At 72.5% G+C, this 24,313-nt stretch carries 22 protein-coding genes; 14 read left to right on the top strand and 8 right to left on the bottom strand.

The annotated features are described in order from the left end of the window. Positions 1 to 351 precede the first annotated feature (351 nt). Together ACWDRW_RS20500 and ACWDRW_RS20495 are read right to left on the bottom strand one after the other, a co-directional pair. Positions 352 to 1,161: a TetR family transcriptional regulator gene (locus tag ACWDRW_RS20500; RefSeq protein ID WP_451725122.1), complete on the bottom strand. Its 810-nt coding sequence runs from the start codon at positions 1,159 to 1,161 to the stop codon at positions 352 to 354. A gap of 136 nt (positions 1,162 to 1,297) precedes the next feature. Then, on the bottom strand, positions 1,298 to 3,103 hold the full coding sequence (locus tag ACWDRW_RS20495; RefSeq protein ID WP_451725085.1) for a 3-hydroxyacyl-CoA dehydrogenase family protein: 1,806 nt from the start codon (positions 3,101 to 3,103) through the stop codon (positions 1,298 to 1,300). A 378-nt stretch (positions 3,104 to 3,481) separates the two neighbouring features. Between ACWDRW_RS20495 and ACWDRW_RS20490 the strand changes: the two genes are divergently transcribed. After that, positions 3,482 to 4,090 (top strand): adenylosuccinate lyase, encoded by a 609-nt coding sequence (locus ACWDRW_RS20490; protein ID WP_451725083.1) that lies wholly within the window; start codon positions 3,482 to 3,484, stop codon positions 4,088 to 4,090. A 416-nt stretch (positions 4,091 to 4,506) separates the two neighbouring features. On the opposite strand, the gene ACWDRW_RS20485 is transcribed toward ACWDRW_RS20490, so the two are convergent. The 4 genes from ACWDRW_RS20485 to ACWDRW_RS20470 form a co-directional block, all read right to left on the bottom strand. After that, on the bottom strand, positions 4,507 to 5,004 hold the full coding sequence (locus tag ACWDRW_RS20485) for an N-acetyltransferase family protein (RefSeq protein WP_451725121.1): 498 nt from the start codon (positions 5,002 to 5,004) through the stop codon (positions 4,507 to 4,509). Positions 5,005 to 5,024: 20 nt separating this feature from the next. Continuing rightward, positions 5,025 to 5,423 carry a RidA family protein gene (locus tag ACWDRW_RS20480; protein WP_451725081.1) on the bottom strand — a complete coding sequence of 133 codons (399 nt, stop codon included), beginning with the start codon at positions 5,421 to 5,423 and terminating at the stop codon, positions 5,025 to 5,027. Between the two features lie 51 nt (positions 5,424 to 5,474). Beyond that, positions 5,475 to 7,034, bottom strand: a complete 1,560-nt coding sequence (locus ACWDRW_RS20475; protein ID WP_451725079.1) for an alpha/beta hydrolase — start codon at positions 7,032 to 7,034, stop codon at positions 5,475 to 5,477. A 181-nt stretch (positions 7,035 to 7,215) separates the two neighbouring features. Further along, entirely contained in the window at positions 7,216 to 8,259 is a 1,044-nt protein-coding gene (locus tag ACWDRW_RS20470; protein WP_451725078.1) for an Rv2578c family radical SAM protein, read from the bottom strand. Between the two features lie 135 nt (positions 8,260 to 8,394). Between ACWDRW_RS20470 and ACWDRW_RS20465 the strand changes: the two genes are divergently transcribed. The 11 genes from ACWDRW_RS20465 to ACWDRW_RS20415 all read left to right on the top strand — a co-directional run bounded on the left by ACWDRW_RS20465 (position 8,395) and on the right by ACWDRW_RS20415 (position 21,111). Then, positions 8,395 to 8,838, top strand: a complete 444-nt coding sequence (locus ACWDRW_RS20465) for an SRPBCC family protein (RefSeq protein WP_451725076.1) — start codon at positions 8,395 to 8,397, stop codon at positions 8,836 to 8,838. Positions 8,839 to 8,987: 149 nt separating this feature from the next. After that, entirely contained in the window at positions 8,988 to 11,378 is a 2,391-nt protein-coding gene (locus tag ACWDRW_RS20460; RefSeq protein ID WP_451725075.1) for an MFS transporter, read from the top strand. A gap of 146 nt (positions 11,379 to 11,524) precedes the next feature. After that, positions 11,525 to 13,966: a SpoIIE family protein phosphatase gene (locus tag ACWDRW_RS20455; RefSeq protein WP_451725120.1), complete on the top strand. Its 2,442-nt coding sequence runs from the start codon at positions 11,525 to 11,527 to the stop codon at positions 13,964 to 13,966. Between the two features lie 155 nt (positions 13,967 to 14,121). Continuing rightward, on the top strand, positions 14,122 to 14,844 hold the full coding sequence (locus ACWDRW_RS20450) for a class I SAM-dependent methyltransferase (protein WP_451725073.1): 723 nt from the start codon (positions 14,122 to 14,124) through the stop codon (positions 14,842 to 14,844). Between the two features lie 146 nt (positions 14,845 to 14,990). Further along, positions 14,991 to 15,824, top strand: coding sequence for a M55 family metallopeptidase (locus tag ACWDRW_RS20445; RefSeq protein ID WP_451725071.1), 834 nt, complete (start codon positions 14,991 to 14,993; stop codon positions 15,822 to 15,824). Continuing rightward, positions 15,817 to 17,121 (top strand): M20/M25/M40 family metallo-hydrolase, encoded by a 1,305-nt coding sequence (locus ACWDRW_RS20440; protein ID WP_451725069.1) that lies wholly within the window; start codon positions 15,817 to 15,819, stop codon positions 17,119 to 17,121. Before ACWDRW_RS20445 ends, ACWDRW_RS20440 begins: the two co-directional genes overlap by 8 nt. A 17-nt stretch (positions 17,122 to 17,138) precedes the next feature. Next, a complete protein-coding gene (locus ACWDRW_RS20435; RefSeq protein WP_451725066.1) occupies positions 17,139 to 19,088 on the top strand; it encodes a dipeptidyl-peptidase 5 in 1,950 nt (649 codons plus the stop codon). Continuing rightward, positions 19,085 to 20,008, top strand: coding sequence for a S66 peptidase family protein (locus tag ACWDRW_RS20430; RefSeq protein ID WP_451725065.1), 924 nt, complete (start codon positions 19,085 to 19,087; stop codon positions 20,006 to 20,008). Before ACWDRW_RS20435 ends, ACWDRW_RS20430 begins: the two co-directional genes overlap by 4 nt. 43 nt (positions 20,009 to 20,051) lie before the next feature. Then, complete coding sequence (locus tag ACWDRW_RS20425; protein WP_451725064.1) at positions 20,052 to 20,237, top strand: hypothetical protein; 186 nt, start codon at positions 20,052 to 20,054, stop codon at positions 20,235 to 20,237. 57 nt (positions 20,238 to 20,294) lie between these two features. After that, positions 20,295 to 20,549 (top strand): DUF1049 domain-containing protein, encoded by a 255-nt coding sequence (locus ACWDRW_RS20420; RefSeq protein WP_451725063.1) that lies wholly within the window; start codon positions 20,295 to 20,297, stop codon positions 20,547 to 20,549. A 19-nt stretch (positions 20,550 to 20,568) separates the two neighbouring features. Further along, a complete protein-coding gene (locus tag ACWDRW_RS20415; RefSeq protein ID WP_451725061.1) occupies positions 20,569 to 21,111 on the top strand; it encodes a GNAT family N-acetyltransferase in 543 nt (180 codons plus the stop codon). Positions 21,112 to 21,157: 46 nt separating this feature from the next. On the opposite strand, the gene ACWDRW_RS20410 is transcribed toward ACWDRW_RS20415, so the two are convergent. After that, positions 21,158 to 21,505, bottom strand: coding sequence for a VOC family protein (locus ACWDRW_RS20410; RefSeq protein WP_451725060.1), 348 nt, complete (start codon positions 21,503 to 21,505; stop codon positions 21,158 to 21,160). 100 nt (positions 21,506 to 21,605) lie between these two features. On the opposite strand from ACWDRW_RS20410, the gene ACWDRW_RS20405 reads away from it, so the two are divergent. After that, a complete protein-coding gene (locus tag ACWDRW_RS20405) occupies positions 21,606 to 22,100 on the top strand; it encodes a phage holin family protein (RefSeq protein WP_451725057.1) in 495 nt (164 codons plus the stop codon). A 6-nt stretch (positions 22,101 to 22,106) separates the two neighbouring features. Next, entirely contained in the window at positions 22,107 to 23,135 is a 1,029-nt protein-coding gene (locus ACWDRW_RS20400) for an SDR family oxidoreductase (RefSeq protein WP_451725055.1), read from the top strand. Between the two features lie 133 nt (positions 23,136 to 23,268). Here ACWDRW_RS20400 and ACWDRW_RS20395 read toward each other — a convergent pair whose 3' ends face one another. Beyond that, positions 23,269 to 24,225: a TIGR03557 family F420-dependent LLM class oxidoreductase gene (locus tag ACWDRW_RS20395; RefSeq protein WP_451725052.1), complete on the bottom strand. Its 957-nt coding sequence runs from the start codon at positions 24,223 to 24,225 to the stop codon at positions 23,269 to 23,271. Positions 24,226 to 24,313: the final 88 nt, after the last annotated feature.

Below are 24,313 nucleotides of genomic sequence, written 5' to 3'. Positions count from 1 at the left end.
CTGAGGGTTACGTCGGTGCTGCTGAGGGTGTTTTGGTTGCCGTCGGTTCGGCGGGTGGTGCTTCGGCGGCGCTTTGTCGGCGCGGGAGGTTGCCTGTGACGCAGGCGTCCGGCGCGCGAGCCGTTGGGCTCGTCGGGACAGGCCGGACACCTTGAACGTATGACACCGCGTGTCAGCTCGCAAGGCACTGAGTGCCAGAAGTTGCTCTCAAGTGAAATCTTTACGTAACAAATGAGCGATGATCGATCGAACGCGCTGTGAAAAAGATCGGAAAACCTGCTCTGACATGCCAAAACGGCCACCCGGTGGGGTGGCCGTCATCACAGTGGCGAAGTGTCCTCGCGGGGGGCCTCAGCGCTCCTTGAGCGCCTCCTCGATGGTCCGCATCACCTGGTCCAGCGGGGCGTCCGTGCGGGCGACCGTCACCAGCACCTCGCCCTGGGTGGAGACCGTCGCCGCGGCCGGCTGGGGCGTGGTGGCCCGGCCGGCCCCGATGCCGGTGCCGAAGGTCTTGCGGACGATCGCGAAGGCGTGGTCCAGCTGCGCCTCCACGTCGCCCTGGCCGCCCGCCCGCAGCCAGCGGCGCAGCACGTGGTTGTGGGCGGTGACCACGGCGGAGGCGGCGACCTCGGCCAGCAGCGGGTCGTCGTTGGCGTCGTCGTCGTGGGCGTGCTCGTCGAAGTGGCCGAGGAGGTAGCGGGTGAAGAGACGTTCGTAGCGGGCCACCGAAGCGATCTCCGCCTCGCGCAGGGTGGGCACCTCGCGCGTGAGCTTGTAGCGGGCGACCGAGATCTCCGGGCGGGCCGCGTACATCCGCATGACTTCCTTGATGCCGCGGCACACCGTGTCGAGCGGATGCTCGTGCGCGGGGGCGGCGTTGAGCACCGCCTCGGCGCGGATCAGGGTGTCGTCGTGATCGGGGAAGATCGCCTCTTCCTTGGAGCGGAAGTGGCGGAAGAAGGTGCGGCGGGCGACCCCGGCCTGCGCCGCGATCTCGTCGACGGTGGTCGCCTCGTACCCCTTCGTGGCGAACAGGTCCATCGCCGCGGCCGCCAGCTCTCGGCGCATCTTGAGCCGCTGGGCGGCCGCGCGACTGCCTGCGGCACTCTCCGGCGCGTCGGGCGTGGCTGGTGTACGTGAGGACTTGGCGGGCTGGGACATGACCCGAACGTACTGCATCTGCGCAGGATGGTGCGCATGTCCCGGGCTTCCCCCGCCCTGGGCGGGCGGGGGAGCGGCCGTGGGGTCGAGCAGTCCGCCCCAGTCCTCGCCGACGCGGAACCAGTCGCCGGGACGGTCAGCGGCGGGCATATTCGCGGAAACCCCGACCCGTCTTGCGGCCGAGGCAGCCCGCGGCCACCAGGTGCTCCAGCAGGGGCGCCGGTGCCAGACCCGGGTCGCGGAACTCGCGGTGCAGGACCTTCTCGATGGCCAGCGAGACATCGAGCCCGACGACGTCCAACAGTTCGAACGGGCCCATGGGGTAGCCGCCGCCGAGCTTCATCGCCGCGTCGATGTCGTCGAGGGTGGCGTAGTGCTCCTGCACCATCTTGATCGCGTTGTTCAGGTACGGGAAGAGCAGGGCGTTCACGATGAACCCGGCGCGGTCGCCGCAGTCCACCGCGTGCTTCCTGATCCGCCCGCAGACCTCGCGCACGGTGGCGTGCACGTCGTCGGCGGTCAGGACGGTACGGACGACCTCGACCAGCTTCATCGCCGGGGCCGGGTTGAAGAAGTGCATGCCGATCACGTCCTGCGGACGCGTGGTGGCGCGGGCGCAGGCGACGACGGGCAGCGAGGAGGTCGTGGTGGCCAGCACCGCGCCCGGCTTGCAGACCTTGTCCAGCGCCTGGAACAGCTGCTGCTTGATCTCCAGGTCCTCGGCGACGGCCTCGACCGCCAGGTCGACGTCGGCGAAGGAGTCGTAGCTGCCGGCCGGGGTGATCCGCTCCAGGGTCTGGGCGGCGGCCTCGGCGGTCATCCGGCCCTTGTCGACGGAGCGCGCCAGCGACTTGCCGATCCGGGCCTTGGCCGTCTGCGCCTTCTCCTCGCTGCGGGCGGCGAGGACGACCTCGTAGCCGGCCTTGGCGAAGACCTCGGCGATGCCGGAGGCCATGGTGCCGGAACCGGCGACGCCGACGGAGCGGACCTCGCGGCCGGCGGCCTCGACGCCCCCGGACAGCGGGGTCAGGGCGTCCGGCACGACGGTCGCGCTGCCCGGCGCCTCGTACGTGTAGAAGCCGCGGCCCGTCTTACGGCCCGTCAGGCCCGCCTCGCTCAGCTGCTTGAGGATCGGCGCCGGGGCGTGCAGCCGGTCGCGGGACTCGGCGTACATGGCGTCCAGGACCGTGCGGGCGGTGTCGATGCCGATCAGGTCGAGCAGGGCGAGCGGACCCATGGGGAGGCCGCAGCCGAGCCGCATGGCGGCGTCGATGTCCTCGCGGGAGGCGTACTTGGCCTCGTACATCGCGGCGGCCTGGTTGAGGTAGCCGAACAGCAGCCCGTCGGCGACGAATCCGGGCCGGTCGCCCACCGCGACGGGCTCCTTGCCGAGGTCGACGGCGAGGTCGGTGACGGCGGAGACAGCCGCGGGGGCGGTCAGCACCGAGGAGACCACCTCGACCAGCTTCATCGCCGGGGCCGGGTTGAAGAAGTGCAGGCCGAGAACGCGCTCGGGGCGCGCGGAGTCCGCGGCGAGCCGGGTGACGGACAGCGCGTTGGTCCCGGTGGCGAGGATCGCCTCGGGGCGCACGATGCCGTCCAGCGCGCGGAAGATCTGCTGCTTGATCTCGTACGACTCCGGCGCCACCTCGATGACCAGGTCGGCCCCGGCCGCCTCGGCCAGGTCGGTGGTGGTGCGGACCCGGGCGAGCGCGGCGGCGCGCTCCTGCTCGGTGAGCTTGCCGCGCTCCACGGCGCGGGCGGTGGAGGCCTCCAGAGCGGCGACCGACTGGGCCGCCGCGGCCTCGCTGATGTCGATGCCGACGACCTCGCGGCCGGCCTTGGCGAGCACCTCGGTGATGCCGGTGCCCATGGTGCCGAGGCCGACGACGGCGACGGTCCGGATCGGGGACAAAGGGGTGTCGGACAGGGGAGTGGCCATCGCGGGACTCCAGGAATGAGGGTGACGACTGGGAGCGCGCCCGGGTGCGCCGAAGGGGCGCACCGGGTGCGGATGAAATGCGGGTGTGATCCGGGCTGCGAGCGCACACGCCCGGTGCCGTCGACCGGACGCGCACACGTCCGGTGAAACGGTGATGGCCGACCGGCCCTGTCCCGTGGCCGAGTCGTACTGGCGGTACCTGATGTACCGAACCGACTTCCCGTGGCGGCTGCGTCACCAGGCCACCGCGGGTGGAGCGCGAGCGGGTAGCTCGCTCGTCTGAGATTAACCCGCGAGTAACGAGCGCGCCAGTCCCCGGCCTTCACCGTCTTTGTGATGTAGGTCCCGGGACGGCCCGGGCGCCCATAGGCTCGCGTCATGGACGAAGAGTTGCGATCACTCACGGAGCGCTTACGGCGGGAGTCCGGCGGGGGAGCGGGCTTCGAGCGGCTCGCGGGCACCGGGGACCTCGACGCACTGGCCGAGCTCCTCGTCGCGCCGGGCCAGTCGCTGTGGGCCAGGGAACTGGCCGCGTTCCGGCTCGGGCTCGCGGGGGACCGGCGCTCGTTCGAAGCCCTCGTCCTGCTCCTGAACCACCGGGACCCCCAGCGCTGCGCGTCCGCCGCGCACGCGCTGGCGCGGCTCGGCGACCCTCGTACGGCACGGGCGGCGGCGGCCCTCGCCACGAACGAACTGCGCGTCGCCTACGCCCTGTACCCGGTCCGGCTGCTGGTCCGACTCCGGGCCCCCGAGGCGGTTCCCGCGCTGATCACCACTCTGGAGCGGCGGCTGCGCCCGCACGACCCCTACCGCCGGGTGGCGCTCGCCTGTGTCGAGGGCCTCGGCGCCCTCGGCGACGCCCGCGCCCGGACCGTGCTGCACGAGGCGCTGGCCCATCCGGCGCTCGCGGAGGCGGCGGTGCACGCGCTGGCCCGGATCCCCTCCCAGCCGGGCCCGAGGGATGAGTCAGCCGGATCCCAGAGTTGAGCCAGCCGGCTCCGGGAGTCGGATCAGCCGGCTCCGGGAGTTGCGTCAGCGGGATCCCGGGGTCGCGTGAGCCGGATCCGGGAGTCGGATCAGCCGGCTCCGGGAGTTGCGTCAGCGGGATCCCGGGGTCGCGTGAGCCGGCTCCGGGAGTTGCGTCAGCGGGATCCCGGGGTCGCGTGAGCCGGATCCGGGAGTTGCGTCAGCGGGATCCCGGGGTCGAATCAACGGGATCCCGGGTCGCGTCGGCTGGCTCCGGGAGTTGCGTCAGCGGGATTCCGGGGTCGCGTCGGCTGGATCCGGGAGTTGCGTCAGCGGGATCCCGGGGTCGAATCAACGGGATCCCGGGTCGCGTCAGCTGGATCCGGGGGTTGCATCAGCGGATTCCGGGGTCGCGTCAGCAGGATCCCGGAGTCGCGTCAGCCGGTGGTCAACTCCCCTGCGTAGCGGACCTCCGGGACCGGGACGCCGGCGACCTCGAAGGGCTCCTCGGCGCCGTCGGGGCGGAACCCGGCCCGCTCGTAGAAGCGCCGGGCAGCGGTGTTGTCCTTGAGCACCCACAGCAGCATGCGCGGCCGGCCCGCGGCCGTGCAGCGCCGTATCGACTCGGCCAGGAGGGCCTGGCCGATCCCGCCGCCGTACCGAGCCGGGTCCACGTAGATCGCGTACAGCTCGGCGTCCCCCGTACGGCTGTCGCCCTCGCGGTACGGACCGTGGCAGGCCCAGCCGACGGCGATGCCCTCCCGCTCGGCGATCAGGTTCACCACCTCGCCCCGCCCGAACCGCTCGCGCCGCCGCTCGGCGTCCTTCGCGACGCTGAGGCCGTCGAGGAAGGGCTGCGGCATCAGGCCCCGGTACGCGGCGCGCCAGCCGCCGACGCGGATCTCGGCCACGCGGTCGCAGTCGGCGTACACCATCTCCCGGACGCGGACGTCCCTCACTCGGCCACCACCGCGAACGCCTCGATCTCCATGCGGAATTCGGGCCTGACCAACCCCGCCACCTGGACCGCGGACGCGGCCGGCAGCCGGTCGTCGGGTATGTGCTCGGCGCGGGCCGCGCGGATCGCGGGGAGGTCCGCGAGGTCCGTGACGTAGAAGGTGAGCTTGACGACATCGGCGAAGGTGGCTCCGGCGGCGGCCAGGCAGCGCCTGAGGTTCTCGAAGACCTGGCGGGCCTGGGCGGCCGGGTCGTCCGCGCCGACCAGATCGCCCTTCTCGTCCAGGGGAAGCTGGCCGGCGACGGCGACGAGGCGGCCGGTGCCCATGACCACATGGCTGTACTGCGCGGCGGGGGCCAGCCCTTCGGGGGCGGGAATCCTGGTCGGCTCACTCATGGGTCCATGGTGGACCATGGGTCCGACGGCGCCCGCCCCCGAGGGGTGCGCTCAGCCGCGGAAGCCGAGCAGACCGTGCAGGGTCGCGCCCCGGCTGGCGGACGGCGACGTCGAGTTGAGCGGCTTCGGGTCGGGCAGCGCGTCGCACACCGCGTCGACCTCACCACCGCCGCGCGGCACGGTGCCGTCGGTCAGGTACCTCGCCAGATGCTTGTCCAGGCAGGCGTTCCCGCTCAGCGAGATGCCGTGGTTCTGCCCGCCCTGCTCCACCACCAGGCTGGAGCGGTGCAGCATCCGATGCACCGTCACGGCGCCGTGGTACGGCGTCGCCGCGTCCCCGGTCGCCTGGAACAGCAGCACCGGCGGCAGGTCCCCGTTGGCGACGTTCACCGGGTGCAGGGAGCCCGTCGACCAGAACGCGCAGGGGGCGTTGTACCAGGCGTTGCTCCAGGCCATGAAGGGTGCCTTGGCGTACACCGCCCAGTTGTCGTCCCGCCACTGCCGCCAGTCCCGCGGCCAGTCGGCGTCCCGGCACTGGACGGACGTGTAGACGCTGTAGCCGTTGTCGCCCGCGGCGTCGACGGCGGCGAAGTTGTCGTACGCCTCCACCAGCGGATCGGTGTTCCTGTCGCCGACGTACGCCGCGAACGCCTCGGCCAGATAGGGCCAGTAGCCGTTGTAGTAGCCGCCGGGCAGGAAGGTCTCCTCCAGTTCGGCGGGGCCCACCTTGCCGCCGGCCGGCTTCTTCGCCAGCGCGGCCCGCATCGCGTACCACTTCTTCTCGATCTTCGCCGGGTCGGTGCCCAGTTTGTAGGTCGCGTGGTGCTTGGCGACCCACGCCATGAAGGCGAGGTGACGGTCGTTGAAGGCGTAGTCCTGCGCGAGGTTGTCCTCGTACCAGACCCCCGTGGGGTCGACGACCGAGTCGAGCACCAGGCGCCGTACCCGCTCGGGGTAGAGCTTGGCGTAGACCGCGCCGAGATAGGTGCCGTACGAGTAACCGAAGTAGTTGATGCGCTCGGCGCCCACCGCGTGCCGGATCCAGTCCATGTCCTGCACGGTGCTGACCGTGTTGATGTACGGCAGCAGGTCCGCGTGCCGGTCGGCGCAGGCCTTCGCGAAGGCGTGCGCGCGCTTGAGGTTGGCCTTCTCGATCGCCCGGGTGCTCGGCACCGAGTCCGGGCGCACCGGGGCGAAGTGGCCGGGCCTGCAGTCGAGGGCGGGCTTGCTCTTGCCGACCCCGCGCGGGTCGAAGCCGATGACGTCGTACTGGGCCGCGACCTCCTTGGGCAGGGTGGACGCCACGAAGCCGGCGAGCGTGAGGCCGCTGCCGCCCGGGCCGCCGGGGTTGACCAGCAGCGGGCCCTGATACTTCTTCGCGGTGTGCGGCACACGGGAGAGCGCGAGGGTGATCTTCCGCCCGTGCGGATTCGTGTGGTCGAGCGGCACCTTGAGGGAAGCGCACTGGAGCTTCGGGTAGGTGGTGGTGCCGCAGTTCTTCCAGGCGAGTTTCGGCGCCGGGTGCGATCCGCTCGCCTCGGCGGGAACGGCCGTGAACGACCCGGCCACGACGGCGGCGGCAGCGCACAGCACGGCTGCGCGTTTTCTCATCGAGTCCTCCCAGGACGGAGGGTGTTCGGACCGCGAGGGTCACGGTCCACGCCGCATCGTCCCGGAAAGCCCGTCCGGAAGAACGTGTTCTGGCAATACTTGACCCAATTGGGGCGATCGATGCGCTCGGATGCGCCCAGATCGGATGCCCCCGGAGTGGAGGCCCCCGGATCGGAGGCTCTCAGATCAGTGAGAGCTGAACCGGCTCCGTCGGCCGGGCCTCGGTCAGCGGCGGCTCCGGCTCCCGGATCCGGCGCGGCATGCCCGCGCGGGTGGGGCCGATGCCGTACTCCTCGGCCAGCTCGTGCACCTGACGGGTGATCCGGCGCTGGTACCACTTCGGGGCGTAGGCGCCGTCCGCGTACAGGCGCTTGTAGCGGCGCACCAGGTACGGGTGGTGGCGTTCCAGCCAGGCCATGAACCACTCACGGGCGCCCGGGCGCAGGTGCAGCACGAGCGGCGTCACGGAGGTCGCGCCGGCCGCGGCTATCGCGCGGACGGTGGCCCGCAGTTGGGCCGGGCCGTCGCTCAGGAACGGGATCACCGGCGCCATCAGCACCCCGCACCCGATGCCGTGCTCGCCGAGGATCCGTACGACCTCCAGGCGCCGCTCGGGAGCGGGCGTGCCCGGCTCGACGGTGCGCCACAGCTCGGCGTCGGTGAAGCCGACCGAGACGGAGATCCCGACGTCGGTCACCGCGGCCGCCTGCTTCAGCAGCTCCAGGTCGCGCAGGATGAGCGTGCCCTTGGTCAGGATCGAGAAGGGGTTGGCGTGGTCGCGCAGGGCGCCGATGATGCCCGGCATGAGCCGGTAGCGGCCCTCGGCCCTCTGGTAGCAGTCGACGTTGGTGCCCATCGCGATGTGCTCGCCCAGCCAGCGCCGGGAGCCGAGCTGGCGGCGCAGCAGCTCCGGGGCGTTCACCTTGACCACGATCTGGGAGTCGAAGCCGAGCCCGGTGTCGAGGTCCAGATAGCTGTGGGTCTTGCGGGCGAAGCAGTACACGCACGCGTGCGAGCAGCCGCGGTAGGGGTTCACCGTCCACTCGAACGGCATGCGGGAGGCCCCCGGCACCCGGTTGATGATCGAGCGGGCCCGGATCTCGTGGAAGGTGATCCCGCGGAACTCCGGGGTGTCGAAGGTACGGGTGATCACCGCGTCGGCGCCGAACAGGGCGGCGTCGGCCCGGCTGTGGTCGGACTCCAGGGCGAGGTTCTCCCAGCGCATGAGGCCTCCTCGGTAGCACTGACCACAGAATAGAACACATGTTCCCTTGATCGTGCGACCTCGATTTGGGCGGCCGGGTCATGGGGTGGTTGGCTTTGCTCGATCCCCGAGCAAGTCACTCCCTGGAGGAAGTCAATGGCGCAGGTCGAGGCCACTACGGAGCGGGTCGTCGCGGCGGACGCGGAGAAGGTGTTCGACGCCCTCGCCGACTACAGCGGCACGCGGCAGAAGGTGCTGACCGAGCACTTCAGCGAGTACGAGGTGCGCCAGGGCGGCGACGGCGAGGGCACCCTCGTCCACTGGAAGCTCCAGGCCACCAGCAAGCGGGTGCGCGACTGTCTGCTGGAGGTCAGCGAGCCCAACGACGGCGAGCTCGTCGAGAAGGACCGCAACTCCTCCATGGTCACCACCTGGCGGGTCACCCCGGCCGGCGAGGGCAGGTCCCGGGTCGTCGTGCACACCACGTGGCAGGGCGCGGGCGGTATCGGCGGCTTCTTCGAGAAGACCTTCGCCCCCAAGGGCCTCGGCCGGATCTACGACGCCCTGCTGGAGAAGCTGGCCGCCGAGGTGGAGAAGTAAGTCCCCGGTGTCCGAGGGGCGTTGACCCCGCTCACCGGATCGGGTGGTTCCTGGTGAGCCGCACCGGTCTGCCGTAACTCGTCGTGCTTGCTCGCAGTTGTCGCATTACGCGGGAATTTGCGCGGCAGGCGCGACGAGGGGAGCGGTACGTGGGCGGGACGACTCCGGTGAAGGACCGACCGGTCGCGACACCCCCCGAGCCTCCCGCGCCGCACCGGGCGGAGGACGGCGAACTCAGCCCCCGCCGCGTGCGGTTGGTCTTCGTCGGGTTGATGCTCGCGCTGCTGCTGGCCGCGTTGGAGCAGATGATCGTCGCCACCGCGCTGCCGAAGATCGTCGGCGAGCTGCACGGCCTGGACCGGATGTCCTGGGCGATCACCGCCTACCTGCTCACCTCCACCATCGGCCTGCCGATCTACGGCAAACTCGGCGACCTGCTCGGCCGCAAGAGCGTCTTCCAGTTCGCGATCGTCGTCTTCGTCGTCGGCTCCGCGCTCGCCGGGCGGGCCGAGACCATGGACCAGCTCATCGCCTACCGGGCCGTCCAGGGTGTCGGAGCGGGCGGGCTCATGATCGGGGTGCAGGCGATCATCGCCGACATCGTGCCGCCCCGGCAGCGCGGCCGGTACATGGGCCTGATCGGCGCCGCGTTCGGCCTCGCCTCGGTCGCCGGACCGCTGCTCGGCGGGTACTTCACCGACCACCTCTCCTGGCGCTGGTGCTTCTACGTCAACGTCCCCTTCGGCATCGTCACGCTCGCCGTCGTCGCCGTCGTACTGAAGCTGCCGAAGCCGACGGCCAAGCCCCGGCTCGACCTCCTCGGCTCTCTGCTGCTCGCCGCCGCCTCCACCTGCCTGGTGCTGCTGACCAGTTGGGGCGGCACCGAGTACGCCTGGGACTCACGGGTCATCCTCGGGCTCGGCGCGGGCGCGGCGGCGGCCACCGTGCTCTTCCTCGTCGCCGAGCACTTCGCCGCCGAACCCCTCATCCCGCTGCGGCTGTTCAGGGACTCCGTCTTCAACGTCACCGGCCTGGTGGGCGTGGTGGTCGGCGTGGCGCTGTTCGGCGCCGCCAGCTATCTGCCGACCTATCTGCAGATGGTCGACGGGGCGTCCGCCACCGAGTCCGGGCTGCTGATGCTGCCGATGATGGGCGGCATCGTCGGCGCCTCCATCGTCTCCGGACAGCTCATCACCCACACCGGGCGCTACAAGATCCACCCCGTCCTCGGCGGCGTGCTCTCCGTCGTCGGCATGTGGCTGCTGTCCCGGCTCGACGCCGACACGCCCCGACTCCACTACAGCCTCTGGACGGCGGTCCTCGGCGCCGGTATCGGCATGGTGATGCCGGTGCTGATCCTCGCCGTGCAGAACTCCGTGCGCCCCGCCGACCTCGGCACCGCGACCAGCGCCAACAACTACTTCCGGCAGATCGGCGGCAGCGTCGGCGCCGCGATCTTCGGCACGCTCTTCGCCGACCGGCTCGGCGACGCCCTGGCCGACCGGCTGCCCGCGGACACCGGTGCCGGGCTGCCCGACCCCGAGTCCATCACCCCGCAGGCCGTCCACGCGCTGCCGCCGGCGCTGCGCGACTACTACATCCAGGCCTACGCCGACGCCATGCCGAGGATCTTCCTCTACCTCGTGCCGGTACTCGTCCTGGGCCTGCTGATCGCCTTCTTCCTCAAGGAGAAACCACTGGTGTCCCACCCCATCGCCGCAACAGAGCCCGCGCCCGCCCCGACGAACGCGCCGGTCCCGCAGGCTCGTTCGCCCCACGCCGCCGGGATCCCCGTCTGCGGCACGGTGCAGCACCCCGACGGAACCGTCGTGCCGCGAGCGGCGCTCACCCTCATCGACGTCACCGGACAGCAGATCGGCCGGGGCGCCAGCGGCGAGGACGGGCGGTACGCGCTGTCCACTCCGGGGGCGGGGTCGTACGTCCTCATCGCCGCGGCGGGCGGACACCAGCCGCAGGCCGTCTCCGTGACCGTCGGCGAACGCCCGGTCGAGCTGGACGTCGTCCTCGGCGGCGCGGGACGCCTGGCGGGCGGTGTGCTGACCGCGGACGGAACTCCCGTGCGGGAGGCGACGGTCACGCTCACCAACGTCCACGGTGAGGTCGTCGCCACCACGCGCAGCGGGCGCGAGGGGGGTTACGTCATCACCGAGCTGGTGGCCGGGGAGTACACGCTCGCCGCGAGCGCCCCCGCCTTCCGGCCGGCCGCGCTGCCGGTGACCGTGCAGGCCGCGCGGGAGACCCGGCAGGACATCGAGCTGGCCGGGGGAGCCGTCCTGCGCGGAACCGTCCGGGCGAGCGGCGGACGGCCCGTCGAGGACGCCCGCGTGACCCTGCTGGACGCGGCGGGCAACGTGGTCGACACGCTCACCACGGGCCCGGACGGCACCTTCCGGTTCGTGGACCTCTCCTCCGGCGAGTACACGGTGATCGCCGCGGGCTACCCGCCGGTCGCCACGGTGCTCCAGGTGGCCGGGGGCGGGCGTACGGAACGGGACCTTCAGCTGGGGCACGAGGACTGAGGCGCCGTGCCGCGCACCGCAGGGCACGCCGGTTGTGCGTCGGCGTGAGTCAATTCCCTTATTGCCCCACATCACCACCGGCTCTCGCCGTACCGTGGTGTCGGCGGCGTAGATCTTGCCAAGCCGTGGGGAGAGAGGCCTTGGCCATGGACCGTGGCATCGAGAGGGACGACCCTTCCAGCCGCGGAGCTGGGGACGGCGCGAGCGGCCGGATGCCGCTGGCTGTCGTCGTCGTCGACCGTGAGGGCCTGGTGTCCCACTGGAGCACCGGCGCGCGGCGGCTGTTCGGAGTCGGCAAGGAGGACGCCATCGGGCGCCCCGCCGCTGATCTGCTGCCCGTCTCCGGGGCGTTGCACGAGGACACCGACACGACCTCGTACGGCGCCTACGCGGCCTACGACGGACTGGGGCCCGATCTGGAGTCCTCGCTCGACGGACGGCTCAGCTACCCCGCGGCGGGCCGCGCCCGCCTCACCGTGCCGGGTGACGTCCGTTCCGACGTGCTGTGGTGGGCGTACCCCCTGGTCGGGCCGGGGCGCGAGCGGCTGCTGGTGCTCGCGGCCGACGCGGACGGACTGCAGCAACAGGGCGCCGACGGCGCCGGATGCGAGCGCATCACGCCCGGGTTCGCCCTGCACACCGACTTCCCCGGCGCCGACGAGCTGGCCCGCCGGCTGCCCGAGATCCTGCCCAGCATGAGCGTGGGCGAAGGCTCCCGCATCGTCGCGCAGATCCTGGAACTGGGCTATCCCATCCTGGAGTTCAGCCAGAACGACCGGGTGCCCGTGACCCCCGACTGGGGCGTCCCGCGCCGCGCCGAGCGCCGGGCCCGCCGGGAGCGCGCCGACCGCGCCGCGGTGCTCGGGCTGCCCGTGGCCGAGGAGGACACCCAGGACGCCGTGGACCTGGAGTACGCGGCGGTCCGCGAGCGCCTGGAGTTCCTCAACGAGGTCAGCGGCCGCATCGGCACCTCCCTCGATCTCTCCCGGACCATCCTCGAGGTCAGCCGGGCCGTCGTCCCCCGCTTCACCGACGTCGCCGGCACCTATCTGCGCGAACAGGTCGTCGCGGGCGAGGGGTTCCCCGACGGCGTGCCGGACACCACCACCATGTGGCACCGGGTCGCCATCGAGCACACCGACGAACCCGGCCGCTGGGACGACGTCGTACCGGTCGGCGAGGCCATGCCCTTCCCGGCGCACACCCCGTTCTTCCAGTGCATGACCAGCGGCGAGCCCGTCCTCGTGCCGCGCATCAGCGAGGAGATGGGCCACGCCATCGCCTCCCAGTTCGAGAAGCGGGACATCCGGCCGCTGATCACCGGCCGCTCCATGCTCGTCGTCCCGCTCAAGGCGCGCAATGTGGTCCTCGGTTTCATGATCCTGCTGCGCCACCCCGAGCGGCCCGTCTTCAACGACATGGACCGCGTCACCGGCGCCGAACTCGCCGCCCGCGCGGGCCTCGTGCTGGACAACGCCCGGATGTACACCTTCCAGGAGAGCGTCGCCGAGACCCTCCAGGACAGCATGCTGCCGCACATCCCGCCGCGCATGTCGGGCTGCGACATCGCCACCCGCTATCTGCCGGGCACGCTGCTCGGGCGCGTCGGCGGTGACTGGTTCGACTCCGTCAAACTGCCCGGCGCCCGCACCGCCCTCGTCGTCGGTGACGTCATGGGCCACGGCCTCAACTCGGCGGCGATGATGGGCCAGTTGCGTACGGCCGTACAGACCATGGCCGCTCTCGACCTGCCGCCCGCCCAGCTCCTGCGCAACCTCGACGACCTCGCCCAGCGGCTCGGCGACACCTACCTCGCGACCTGTCTCTACGCCGTGTACGACCCGATCGTCGGCGAGCTGCAGATCGCCAACGCGGGCCATATCCCACCGGTGCTGGTGCGCGCCGAGGACGGGCGCAGCGAGCTGCTGGACCTGCCGACGGGCGCGCCCATAGGAGTCGGCGGGGTGCCGTTCGAGGCGGTCCGCGTACGGGTGGAGCCCGGCGACCGGCTGGTGATGTGCACCGACGGTCTGGTCGAGGTGCGCGGCGAGGACATCGGCGTGGGACTCGCCACCCTGTGCGAGTCCGCCGCCCACCCGGCCGCGTCGATGGACGACGCCTGCGACACCATCATCCGGGCGCTCAACACCCGCGGTGGTCGCAAGGACGACGTCGCCCTGCTGATGGCCCGGCTCAACGGCATCGCGCCGGAGGACGTCGCCGAGTGGCGGTTCTCCCGCGACCCCCTCCAGGTCGGCCGGGCCCGCGCGGTCGTCCGCGAGCAACTGCACGACTGGGGTCTGGCCCGGCTCGCGGATGTCGGCGAGCTGCTCGTCAGCGAACTCGTCACCAACGCCCTGCGGCACTCGCACAGCCGTCCCGTCGATCTCCGGCTGGTACGCGGCGACACCCTGCTGTGCGAGGTGGACGACGACGACCACGAGCTGCCGACGCTGCTGAGCGCCGGTCCGACCGACGAGTTCGGTCGTGGGCTGCGCCTGGTGAGCACCCTCGCACGCGAGTGGGGTACCAGCCGGACGAGCGCCGGGAAGACCGTCTGGTTCGAGCTGACCCTCCCGCGCCGCTGACCGGTCCCGGGGCGCGCGAGGCGTGTGGGGGCGTACGCGGATCGAATGCGGCGTGAAGGAATGCGCCGCGTTCTTGAAGCGAAGCGCGGGGCGCGATAAACCGTACTCGCCCGTCACTTCGCGGCGGGCTGCCGTCGCACCCTGGGGAGTTGGGCATGAGCGTGACGAGTCGGTACCGGGAGGCCTGGGAGGGCTTCTGGCGGGCGGCCCCCGAGGAGGAGGGGGCGGTGTTCTGGGACGCCGAGCCGGCCCTGACCGTCGGCCCGCATCTGGCCCTGTTCGAACCGCACCTGACCGCGCCGACGCTGCCGCTCGTGGACCTCGGCTGTGGCAACGGCACCCAGACCCGCTACCTCGCCGACCGCTTCCCGCACGTCCTCGGCGTCGACCTGTCCGCCTCGGCGATCGACCGCGCCCGCCACGCCGACCCCGCGGGCCTGGCCGCCTACCGGGTCCTGGACGCGGGGGAGAAGGACGAGGCGCAGACGCTGCACGCGGAGCTGGGCGACGCCAACGTCTACATGCGGGGCGTCCTGCACCAGGCGGAGCCCGACGACCGGCAGTCCCTCGTGGACGGCATCGCCACCCTCGTCGGCACCGACGGGCGGGCCCTGCTCGTGGAACTGGCCGAGGCCGCCAAGCCGGTCCTGATGGGCCTCGCCCAGAGCCCCTCGGGCCCGCCGCCCAAACTGGCCCCCGTCTTCCAGCACGGCATCGCCCCCGGCGAGGTCGCCGACGACGCGGTCCTGGAGTACGTACGCACGGCCGGCCTCTCGGTGCTGGCCTCGGGCGAACTCCCCCTCGCCACCACGGAGTACCTCCCCGACGGCACCCGGATCGAACTGCCGTCGAAGTGGCTGGTCGTGGGCCGCGACTAGGAACGGCAGGGCGACCGGGCACCGCCCGGCTCCCGGGCGCCGGACCCCCGTGCGCCCCGTTCCGTCGGCATCCTGGTGGACCGCTTTCGCACGAGCTCACGGCGCTTCCTGGCCGGGCCCGCTCGCGGCGCGTAACGTGACAGGGCATGAAGATCCTCATCAGCGCCGACATGGAGGGCGCCACCGGGGTGACCTGGCCGGCCGACGTGCTGCCCGGTACCCCGCAGTGGGAGCGCTGCCGCTCGATGTTCACCTCGGACGTCAACGCCGCCGTCCTCGGCTTCTTCGACGGCGGCGCGGACGAGGTCCTGATCAACGAGGCGCACTGGACCATGCGCAACCTCCTCCTCGAACGGCTCGACGAGCGGGCCGAGATGCTCACCGGACGGCACAAGTCCCTGTCCATGGTGGAAGGGGTGCAGCACGGCGACGTCGACGGCATCGCCTTCGTCGGCTATCACGCGGGCGCCGGCATGGAGGGCGTCCTCGCCCACACCTACCTCGCCAACTCCATCACCGGGGTGTGGGTGAACGACGTACGGGCCAGCGAGGGGCTGCTCAACGCCCATGTCGTCGCCGAGTACGGGGTCCCCGTGGTGCTGGTCACCGGCGACGACCTGGCCTGCGAGGACGCCCTCGGCTACGCCCCCGAGGCGCCCAAGGTGGCCGTGAAGGACCACGTCTCGCGGTACGCGGCCGTCTGCCGCACCCCGAACCGGACCTTCGCCGACATCCGGGCCGCCGCCAAGGAAGGCGCCGCCCTGGCGGTCCGCCACGAGCCCGTCCGGGGCGGACCGTTCACGGTGGCGGTGGAGTTCGACGCCGAGCATCTGTCGATGGCCGCGACCGTGGTACCCGGAGTGGAGCGGATCGGGGAGCGGAAGGTGGCGTACACCAGCGGGACCATGTACGAGGGGATCCGGACCTTCAAGGCGGTCACCACGATCGTCTCGGCGGCTGTGGAGGAGCAGTATGGCTGACCGGCAGGCACTGGACGAGGTCGTGACGTTCACGTCCGAGCTCATCCGCATCGACACCACCAACCGGGGAGGCGGTGACTGCCAGGAGCGGCCGGCCGCCGAGTACGCCGCCGCCCGGCTGGCCGAGGCGGGGCTGGAGCCCACCCTGCTGGAGCGCACCAAGGGCCGGACCAACGTCGTCGCGCGGATCGAGGGCAGCGATCCCGGCGCGGACGCGCTGCTGCTGCACGGTCATCTGGACGTGGTGCCCGCCGAGGCGCCGGACTGGAGCGTGCACCCCTTCTCCGGGGAGATCCGCGACGGCGTCGTGTGGGGGCGCGGTGCCGTCGACATGAAGAACATGGACGCGATGATCCTCGCCGTCGTCCGCTCCTGGGCCCGCCAGGGCGTGCGGCCCCGGCGGGACGTCGTCGTCGCGTTCACCGCCGACGAGGAGGCCAGTGCCGAGGACGGGTCCGGGTTCCTCGCCGACCGGCACCCCGGCCTGTTCGAGGGCTGCACCGAGGGGATCAGCGAGTCGGGGGCGTTCACCTTCCACGACGGCTCCGGACGGGAGCTCTACCCGATCGCGGCCGGGGAGCGGGGCACCGGCTGGCTGAAGCTCACCGCGCGCGGACGGGCCGGGCACGGCTCCAAGGTCAACCGGGACAACGCGGTCACCCGGCTCGCCGCCGCCGTCGCCCGGATCGGCGAGCACGAGTGGCCGCTCAGACTCACCCCGACGGTTCAGGCCGCGCTCACCGAGCTCGCCGCCCTCTACGGCGTCAGGCCCGACCTGGACGACGTGGACGGGCTGCTCAAGCAGCTCGGCCCGGCCGCCTCCCTGGTGGACGCCACCGTCCGCAACAGCGCCAACCCGACCATGTTGGACGCCGGTTACAAGATCAACGTGGTTCCCGGTGAGGCCACCGCCTACGTCGACGGGCGGTATCTGCCGGGCGGCGAGGAGGAGTTCCGCACCACCCTGGACCGGCTCACCGGGCCTGACGTGGAATGGGAGTTCCACCACCGTGAGGTGGCCCTCCAGGCGCCGGTGGACTCGCCGACGTTCGCCCGGATGCGCGCCGCCGTCCAGGAGTTCGCGCCCGAGGGGCACGTCGTGCCGTACTGCATGTCCGGCGGCACCGACGCCAAGCAGTTCTCGCGCCTCGGCATCACCGGGTACGGGTTCGCGCCGCTGAAACTGCCGGAGGGCTTCGACTACCAGGCGCTCTTCCACGGCGTCGACGAACGCGTCCCCGTCGAGGCGCTGCACTTCGGCGTCCGTGTCCTGGACCGCTTCCTGCGGACGGCCTGAGCGAGTTGGGGGAGAACGTGCAGACGCTGCCGTACGGTTCCTGGCCCTCGCCCATCGACGCGGCCCTCGCCGCCGCGCACGACGGGCACCCCGAGTACGTGGGCTTCGTCGGGGACGAGGTGTGGTGGACCGAGCCACGCCCCACCGAGGGCGGCCGCCGGACCCTGGTGCGCCGCCGCGCCGACGGCTCCCAGGAGTCGGTGCTGCCGCCGCCGTGGAACGTGCGCAGCCGGGTCATCGAGTACGGCGGCCGCCCTTGGGCCGGGGTCATGGTGGTCGGCGAACCTCTCGTGGTCTTCGTCGACTTCGCCGACCAGCGGTTGTACCGGTACGCGCCCGGCGGCGACCCGAGACCGCTCACCCCGGTCTCCCCGGTGGGCGGCGGACTGCGCTGGGCCGAACCGCAGTTGCTCCTCGACCGCGGTGAAGTGTGGTGCGTGTTGGAGGAGTTCACGGGGGACGGGCCGACCGACGTGCGGCGCGTCCTGGCCGCCGTACCGCTGGACGGGTCGGCCGCGGCGGACCGGGACGCGGTCCGGGAACTCTCCGACGAAGCCCACCGGTTCGTCACCGGGCCGCGGCTCTCGCCCGACGGGCGGCGGGCCGCCTGGCTGGCCTGGGACCATCCGCGGATGCCGTGGGACGGGACCGAGCTGGTCGTCGCGGACGTGGAGGAGGGGCTGCTGTCCGGGGCGCGGACCGTCGCGGGCGGGCCCGAGGAGTCGATCGCCCAGGTGGACTGGGCGCCCGACGGATCCCTGCTGTACGCCGGCGACCGCACCGGCTGGTGGAACCTGTACCGCGACGGCGTGCCCCTGTGCCCGCGCGAGGAGGAGTTCGGCGGTCCGCTGTGGAAGCTCGGCCACCGCTGGTTCGCCCCGCTGGAGAGCGGACTGATCGCCGTCGTGCACGGCCGGGGCGCCAGCGCGCTCGGGATACTGGACCCCGAGACCGGCGAGGTCGTGGACGCGGCCGGGCCCTGGACCGAGTTCGCGCCCACCCTCGCGGCGCACGGCGAGCGGGTGGTCGCGGTCGGGGCCAGCCCGCGCAGCGCCCACGAGGTGGTCGAGCTGGACACCCGGACCGGCCGGGCCCGGGTCATCGGCGCCGAGCACGATGACCCCGTGGACCCCGCCTACTACCCCGAGCCGCAGATCCGCACCTTCACCGGACCCGCCGGACGCGAGATCCACGCGCACGTCTACCCGCCGCACAACCCCGGCTGCGTCGCCCCCGGCGGCCGGCCCGCGCCGTACGTCGTATGGGCGCACGGCGGGCCGACCGGGCGCGCGCCCCTCGTCCTGGACCTGGAGATCGCCTACTTCACCTCACGCGGCATCGGTGTCGCCGAGGTCAACTACGGCGGTTCGACCGGATACGGCCGGGAGTACCGCGAGCGGCTGCGCGAGCAGTGGGGCCTGGTCGACGTCGAGGACTGCGCTGCCGTGGCGCTCGCCCTCGCCGACGAGGGCACCGCCGACCGCGACCGGCTCGCGGTGCGCGGCGGCAGCGCGGGCGGGTGGACCGCGGCGGCCTCGCTGGCCGGCACCGACGTCTACGCCTGCGGCACGATCATCTACCCCATCCTCGATCTCGCCGCGTGGGCCGACGGGGAGACCCACGACTTCGAGTCCCAGTACCTGGAGAGCCTGGTCGGGCCGCGCGCCGAGGTGCCCGCCCGGTACGCGGAGCGGTCACCGACCGAGCACGCCGAACGGATCACGGCGCCGTTCCTCCTGCTCCAGGGCCTGGACGACGTGATCTGCCCGCCCGCGCAGTGCGAGCGGTTCCTGGAGCGGATGGCGGGGCGACGGGTGCCGCACGCGTACATCGCCTTCGAGGGGGAGGGGCACGGCTTCCGGCGCGCGGAGACCATGGTCCGGGTCCTGGAGTCCGAGCTGTCCCTCTACGCTCAGGTGTTCGGCATCGACCCGCCCGGCATCCCCACCCTGGAGCTCGCCAAGTGAAGCAACTCGTCCGCCCCGCCCGCCTCGCTCCCGGCGCCCGGGTCGCGGTCGTCGCGACCAGCGGGCCCGTGCCCGAGGAACGGCTCCAGGCCGGGCTCGACGTGCTGCGCGGCTGGGACCTCGACCCGGTCGTGGCACCCCATGTGCTGGACCGGCACCCCGGGTTCGGCTATCTCGCCGGGACGGACCCCGACCGGGCCGCCGACCTGCAGAACGCCTGGTGCGACCCGTCCGTGTCCGCCGTGTTCTGCGCCCGCGGCGGATACGGCGTCCAGCGGCTGGTCGGCCTGCTCGACTGGGAGGCCATGCGGGCCGCGGGGCCGAAGGTGTTCGTGGGCTTCAGCGATCTCACCGTGCTGCACGAGGCGTTCGCCGTCCGGCTCGGCCTTGCCACCCTGCACGGCCCGATGGCGGCGGGCATCGACTTCGTCAAGAGCCCGCGGGCCCAGGAGCATCTGCGGGCCACCCTGTTCGCCCCGGAGACGGTACGAGAGATCGGCTCCGGCGGCCGGGCCATGGTGCCGGGACGGGCGCGCGGGGTCACCCTGGGCGGCTGTCTGTGCCTGCTCGCCGCCGAACTGGGCACCCCGGAGGCACGGCCGTCCGCGCGGGGCGGGCTGCTCTGTCTGGAGGACGTGGGGGAGGAGACGTACCGCCTCGACCGGTATCTCACCCAACTCCTGCGCGCGGGCTGGCTCGACGGCGTGCGCGGGGTGCTGCTGGGCTCGTGGGCCGAGTGCGACGCGTACGACCTGGTGCGCCCCCTGCTCCTCGACCGGCTCGGCGGGCTCGGGGTCCCGGTGGTGGAGGAGTTCGGGTTCGGGCACTGCCCGGACGCGCTGACGATCCCCTTCGGCCTGACGGCCGAACTGGACGCGGACGCGGGCACCTTGACACTGGACGAGCCCGCGCTGCGCTGAACTCCGGTCAAGAAACGCCCGTCACGACGACACGTGTCACACCATGGCACGCGGCCGCGAACCGCAGCCGGTGCCCCTGCTCGTACTGGTGCACGATCCCGGGAAGGGTCACGGTGAAGGGCCGGCGTTCCCGACCCCTTGCGTCCGCTGCGCCTGGGGCGAGACGGTCACCGTGGTCAGCGCGCCCCGGGACGCAGGGGTGCTCCGGCTGCCGGTCGTCGGCGGCTGACCCCCCCGCCTCGCCCCTCACCGTGCGTGAGTGGGGCTTCCGGCGCACCCTGGTGGTATGAGTCCGAAGACCTCCGAGAGCGGCCGCGGCAAGGTCGGTGGGAAGGGCGGCCGGAACCCGGCGTTCACGCCCGCGCGGATCGCCGTGCTGACGCTGGCCGTCCTAGCCCTGATCTTCATCTTCGAGAACACCCAGGAGACGGAGATCCGCCTGATCATCCCCCTGGTCACGATGCCGCTGTGGACCGCGCTGCTGGCCACCGGCCTGATCGGGGCACTGTGCGGGGCGTATTTCATGAGCCGGCGCAAGTAGGCCGCCGTAGGCTGGCCGGATGCCGCAGACCCCGTACCTCGCCGAAGGCCCGCGCGTGGGCATACGGCCCTTCCGTCACGACGACGCCGCCGAGTTCACCGCGCGGGCCCGGGAGAGCAAGGACCTGCACCACCCCTGGCTCTTCCCGCCCGACACCGCCTCCGACTACGCCGCCTACGCGGGCCGCCTGATCGAGGACCCGACCAGGGCCGGCTTCCTGGTGTGCGAGAAGAGCGACGGCGGCTCGCTCGCCGGGTTCGTCAACATCAACAACATCGTCCGGGGCGCCTTCCAGAGCGGCGCCCTCGGCTACGGCGCCTTCGCGCACGCCGCGGGGCGGGGCCTGATGCGGGAGGCGCTGGACCTCGTGGTGGGGCACGCCTTCGGGGCGCTGGGGTTGCACCGGCTGGAGATCAACGTGCAGCCCGGCAACACCGCCTCCATCGCCCTGGCCGCCGCCTGCGGCTTCCGCTACGAGGGCTTCTCCCCGGGCATGCTCTTCATCGACGGCGCCTGGCGCGACCACGAACGCTGGGCGCTCACCGCCGAGATGAGGCCGTAGGCCCGTCCAACGGTCCGGTTCCGCGGGACGGACTCCCCGGCACGGTCTAGGACTGCCGGTCCACGTACTCGTAGACCGCGCCGTCCGGATGCATCGCGATCAGGTTGCGGCCCGCCGGGGTCGGCAGCGGGCCCGCGATCACCCTGGCACCCAGCTCGACGAGCACGTCCCGGGTCTCCTCGACGTCCTTCACGGCGATCGTCGCGGCGACCTTGCGCAGCACCTCCAGCTCCGCCTCCGGGCCGCTCATCAGCAGAAAGCAGCCGACCGCGGCCACCTGCACCCCGCCCCGCTCGAAGCGCAGGGCCCGGCCGCCCGCCAGGCGCTCGTAGAAGGGGACCGCGGCCTCCAGGTCCTCGACGCACACGCGCAGCGTGGCTCCCAGAATCTCCATGGGGACGAGCCTAGTTGGGGCGCCGCGGGCGCGGAGATCGTTTCGCGTGATCTCCACAGGGCCCGCGTTACGCGGCGGTGGGCGCGGGTACCCGGCGGCCATGGAGCGGTTCGATCACCTTGAGCATCTGGACAAACATCTGGTCGACGAGCTGGCGCAGGTGGCGCGCGAGACGATACGCGACGAGCTGCGCGAGCAGACCCGGAGGCAGCGGCGTACGGCGATGCTGTACGCGGCCTCCGGCACCGTGGCCCTGTACGCGGGCGCGGCCGTCGCGCTCGCCCTGGGCCTCGCGCTGGGGCTGGCCCTGCCCGGCTGGGCCGCCGCGCTGATCACCGCGGTGATCCTCGGCGTCGTGGCCTACCTGCTGCGCGGCGCCGCGAAGCCGCACGCCGACCGGCCCCACACCGATCCGGCCCCGCCCGGGCGCGTCGTCGGCGGCACCGCGCCGCCCGCCCCGCCGAGCGGCATGGGTCTGCCGTATCCGCCGATGCCGACCGGCGCCCCCGCGACGCCCCCCGGCGCCCCGGCCGAGCCGGAGAGCCCGCCGCGTGCCGACGGCATCGACCCCGAGCAGCCGCACCACCGGGCGTGACGCGGCGTGGCCCGGCCGTGGGACTTCAGCCCGCCGAGGCGGCACAGGGCCGTCGTCGTCACCGGGGCCAGCGGCGGCGTCGGCCGGGCCGCGGCGGTGGCCTTCGCCGCGCGGGGCGACCGGGTCGCCCTGCTGGCCCGGGGGCGCGAGGGTCTCTCCGCAGCGGCGGACGACGTGCAGCGGGCGGGCGGTGAGGCGCTCGTCGTGAACGTCGACATGGCGGACGCCAAGGCCGTGGAGGACGCGGCCCAGCAGGTCGCCGACGCCTTCGGGCGGATCGACGTATGGGTCAACAACGCCTTCGCCGGGATCTACGCCCCGTTCACCGAGATCACTCCGGACGAGTTCCGGCGGGTGACCGAAGTGACTTATCTGGGCTATGTGTTCGGCACCCGGGCTGCGCTGCGTCACATGCTGCCGCGCGACCGGGGCACGATCGTGCAGGTCGGCTCCGCCCTCGCCTACCGGGGGATTCCCCTGCAGTCCGCGTACTGCGGGGCCAAGCACGCCATCCAGGGATTCAACGAGTCGCTGCGCTGCGAGCTGCTCCGCGACGGGAGCGGGGTGCGCACGACGATGGTGCAGCTGCCCGCGCTCAACACCCCGCAGTTCGACTGGGTGGTGAACCGGCTGCCGGGCCGGGCCCGGCCGGTCGCCCCCGTGTACCAGCCGGAGGTGGCCGCACGGGCGGTCGTGCACGCCGCCGGGCACGGGCGCCGTCGGGAGTACTGGGTGGGCGGCTCCACCGCGGCGACGCTGATCACCAACGCCGTCGCCCCTGGCCTCCTCGACCGCTATCTCGCCCGCAGCGGCTTCGAGTCCCAGCAGGACGAGGGCCGCCAGACCGGCCCCGGCAACCTCTGGACCCCGGCCGACGGTCCCCACGGCCGGGACTTCGGGGCGCACGGCCGCTTCGACGAGGAGTCGCACGCGGGCAGCCCCCAGGACTGGGTGTCCCGCAACCGGAACCGCGTGGGGGGCGCCCTGGCGGTGGGTGCGGCCGTGCTCGCGGCACGCCGGCTGGTCCGCCGCTAGGGCGCCGACTGGTCCGCGGCGGGCCACCCGGAACTCCGCCACCTCCTGGCCGTGTGGGCCGCGGTCACTTCGGCGCTCACCGCGGTCGTGGCGTCCCAGGCCCGCGTGCCGTCCGCCTCGGGCGGGCCCTTCGTCACCGGTTCAGCTGAGGCAGCACCTTCGTGCGGTAGAAGTCGAAGAAGCCGCGCTGGTCGGGGCCGATCTGATTGACGTAGACCCGGTCGAAGCCCGCGTCCGCGAAGGCGGTCAGTGCCGCCACATGCTCGTCGACGTCGTCCCCGCACACCGCGTTCTCGCTCACCGTCTGCTCGGTGACCAGCGGCTCCAGCTGCTCGAAGTGCTTCGGCGAGGGCAGGATCTGGCCCATCTCGCCGGGCAGGAACTGGTTGGACCACAGCCGCCGGACCGTGCGTACGGCCTCGTCACGGTCGGTGCCGTAGCAGACCTTCGTCCCGCCGCTGACGAGCTTGGCGCCTCCGCCGCCCTTGCGGAACTGGGCCACCATGTCCTCGTCCGGCGTCATCGTGATGTAGCCGTCGCCCACCCGGGCAGCCAGCGCCGTCGCCGCCGGGCCGAAGCCGGAGACGTCGATCGGCACGGGCTCCTCCGGGACCGTGTACAGGCGGGCGTTCTCCACCTGGTAGTGGGTGCCGTAGTGGCTGACCTCCTCGCCGGAGAACAGCCGCCGCATCACCTGGATCGCCTCCTCCAGCATCTCCAGACGCACCCGCGCGGGCGGCCACACATGGCCGAGGATGTGCTCGTTCAGAGCCTCGCCGGTGCCGACGCCGAGCCGGAAGCGGCCATCGGTCATCACGGCGGCGGTCGCGGCCGCCTGGGCGATCACCGCCGGGTGGATCCGTACGGTCGGGCAGGTCACGGCCGTCTCGACCGGCAGCGACACCGCCTCCGAGAGCGCGCCGATCACCGACCACACGAACGGGCTCTCGCCCTGCGCGTCGTTCCACGGGTGGTAGTGGTCCGAGATCCACAGCGACTGGAATCCAGCCTGCTCCGCCATCCTCGCCTGCTCGACGAGATCGGCCGGCCGGAACTCCTCGCACGACAGGAAGTAGCCGTACTCGGGCATAGGGGGACTCCTCCGGGACTGCCGCGCCGGGCGGCGGGGACGGGTCGCCGTCCCGGGTACCCGGGGGCGCGGCCGGAAACCGGGCCGC

This window comes from Streptomyces sp. NPDC003635 (assembly GCF_053587635.1).
Note: the sequence above shows the minus strand (reverse complement) of the source record. Positions and strands in the feature narration are given on the sequence as shown.